This is a genomic window from Hyalangium sp. (genome assembly GCF_035629615.1).
In the GTDB taxonomy this organism is placed as follows: Bacteria; Myxococcota; Myxococcia; order Myxococcales; family Myxococcaceae; genus Hyalangium.
The window spans coordinates 1-2,446 of record NZ_DASPHO010000596.1; the positions used below are offsets into that span (position 1 = coordinate 1).

Genomic DNA, 2,446 nt, shown 5'->3' on the forward strand with positions numbered 1-2,446 from the left:
CGAGCAGCTGCTTGGTGAGGATCTTGTCCTGCGCCAGCAGCAGCCCCGCCGTCCCAGAGCCGGTGAACTTCACCCGCGCCATCTCCATCAGCGCCGCGACGTTCACCTCCATCCGGTAGTCCTCCGCGAAGGTCTCGCAGAGGTTGAACACCAGGTCACACTTCGAGCGCTCGATCTCCTGGAGGATGTTGAAGACGCGGTCGCTCACGGCGACGGTGCAGACGTCATGCCCCAGCTGCCGCAGGGTCTCCCCCACCTGGGTCACGACGGCGTCTACGGGCTCTCCGTCCGGCTGGTAGTGCAAGACGGCGATCTTCAAGGGCGGAACGGGCATGACCCCGCAAGTGTAAGACGTCATCGCGCGTCATGCACCCAGGCACGCGATCGCCCCCGCACTTTTCGTTCGCCGTGATCAGTCCACTTCGAAGAAGCGGTCGGTGTAGAGGTAGTTCATCGCCAGCGCCGTGACCAGCGAGGTGAGCTTGGTGAGGTACTCGCGCGTCTTGTCCAGGTGGATGCTGAGGCGCAGCGCGGCGGCGCGCTCGATCAGGTGATCCACCAGCGCCACCACCACCGGGCGGCCTACGCCGCTGTACTGGGTGACGGACTGGATGAGCGACTGGCGCTCGGCGCGTACGAGCGTCTCCGCGCTGGCCGGCGCGGTGTCCGGGGGCTCGAACAGTCCCAGCAGATCCTGATCCAGGTGCTCGCGCAGCGACAGCTCCACCCGCTCCTCGAGCTGCCGCTGGCGGTAGTGATCGAGCACCGTCTCCTCCATGTCCTCCACGTCCAGATCCTTCTCGGCCAGCTGCACCAGCGGCGACGCGCGGCCCACGCGCTTGATGACCTCGTCCACGTACTGGAGCTTCTTGAGCGCGCCCCAGCCTGCGTAGCGCTTGTGCCAGTCCAGGCCCGGCGTGAGCCACACCGCGAACGTCTCCGCGAAGTCCTCGTCCGGGTGCTTCTGCGCGTACCAGCCGGAGATGTGCACCACGTACTTGCGGCTGAACGGGCGCGGCTTGTACGTCTCATCGTAGGGCTTGGAGTAGTCCCCGAAGATCTTCCGCCACTCGTCCGTGTCGTAGAGGCGATAGGCGTAGTTGAAGGCGTGCCCGGCCTCATGGCGCAGGTACATGAGGATCTCGCGCTCCGTCTCCGCCTCTCCACCCAGCTCCGCCTCGATGGAGTGCAGCCGGGGATCCGCCAGGTAGAACGGCAGCCCGATCACCGGCACACCGGACGGGCAGCCCCACTGATCCGACAGGTAGCACTCCGGCCGGAACGAGAGGCCCTTGGCCTCCAGCTCGCTGTAGAGCTGGTGGATGTAGCGCTCCAGGGCCGTGCCCTTCAGGTGGAGCTTGAGATCCTTGATGCGGGCCTGGAGCAGCGCCTCGCGCTCTGGGCGGCGAGGTGACTCCGCCGCTTCGTGGGGGTCGGCGAGGGTCTTCTCGCGGAAGGTGATCTGGGAGGTCGATAGCATCGGGTCCCTAGGGGGGCCTCGAAGTCTAATGGCGAGCCCTTCGCGGTAAATTGGCCCCCTTCCAGGTACATGCAACCTACCGGAAAGACTGGATATTATGGGACCCAACGACCCTGTCTGGATGTAGGTATACCTGCCTGGAGAGGGCCCTGCTGCCTGGCGGGGCCTACTCGAAGACAGAGATGTCAGAGCCGCTGGAGCCCTGTTTCGGGGGCTTCTTGCTGGTTCCCGAGGATGGCTTCGCGACAGCCGGCAGCGTCACGTCCACCTGCATGGAGTCGCTGTCCGAGGCGCTGAAGTCCAGGGAGCGATCGACATCCTGGAAGCCCGAGAGCCGGAAGGTGAGCTTGTGCTTCTTCTCTCGGGAGAGCTTCAGGTCCAAGGGCGCGGTGCCGATCTGCACGCCCTCGTCGTTCAAGATGGCGGCGCCCGTGGGCGAGGAGCTGCACTTCACCAGGACCATCGGATTGACCGTGGGCGGTGGGGGCTTCGTCTCCTCCGGGGGAGCCTGGTTCTGCGGAGGCTGGGGCGTCTCCGTGCGATGCACCTCGACCACGTGCGGCGGTTGCGGGGGAGGGCTTCCTCCCGGCTTCAGGACCCACACCGCGGCGCCCGCTGCGAGCAGGAGCACGGGGAGGCCGATGAGCGCCGCCTTCTTGCCCGCGGACATGCCCTCGGGAGGAGGTGGAGCGGGAGGGGGCGGTGCCGCGGCAGGAGCCCGCTGGGACGTCCCGCCACCGGGACGAGACCGGCTGGCGGACGGCGCGCTGCCGGCGGCGCTCTTGGCGACAACGACGTTGGAAGGCAGGGAGCCCCGGGCCGGAGCGGAGGAAGAAGCCTTCGAGGGCCGCGCACTGTTGGCGCTCCCAGCCCTGCGCGCTCCGGAGATGCTGGGCCTGCTGCCGCTGCCACCGCCCTCGCGCCCGGCGGCCCCACCCGAGGGCCGCGCCTCCATCTGCTCGGCGG

The 2,446-nt window shown here is 67.6% G+C and carries 2 protein-coding genes and 2 pseudogenes; 1 reads left to right on the top strand and 3 read right to left on the bottom strand.

Features of this window, described 5'->3' with window-relative positions; genetic code table 11:
• From VD972_RS30010 to VD972_RS30020, 3 genes and pseudogenes are all read right to left on the bottom strand, one after another.
• Positions 1-334, bottom strand: a pseudogene (locus VD972_RS30010) (D-alanine--D-alanine ligase); the annotation flags it as partial.
• A 78-nt stretch (positions 335-412) separates the two neighbouring features.
• On the bottom strand, positions 413-1,480 hold the full coding sequence (locus VD972_RS30015) for a putative zinc-binding metallopeptidase (protein ID WP_324992197.1): 1,068 nt from the start codon (positions 1,478-1,480) through the stop codon (positions 413-415).
• Positions 1,481-1,646: 166 nt separating this feature from the next.
• Positions 1,647-2,150, bottom strand: a complete 504-nt coding sequence (locus VD972_RS30020) for a hypothetical protein (RefSeq protein ID WP_324992198.1) — start codon at positions 2,148-2,150, stop codon at positions 1,647-1,649.
• Between VD972_RS30020 and VD972_RS30025 the strand changes: the two are divergent.
• Positions 2,122-2,446, top strand: a pseudogene (locus tag VD972_RS30025) (hypothetical protein); the annotation flags it as partial. The gene VD972_RS30020 and the pseudogene VD972_RS30025 overlap by 29 nt on opposite strands.

What these genes read in the sequence shown, in the direction of transcription:
- VD972_RS30015 (WP_324992197.1), bottom strand. Translation starts at nt 1,480, where the DNA reads ATGCTATCGACCTCCCAGATCACCTTCCGCGAGAAGACCCTCGCCGAC.
- VD972_RS30020 (WP_324992198.1), bottom strand. Translation starts at nt 2,150, where the DNA reads ATGTCCGCGGGCAAGAAGGCGGCGCTCATCGGCCTCCCCGTGCTCCTG.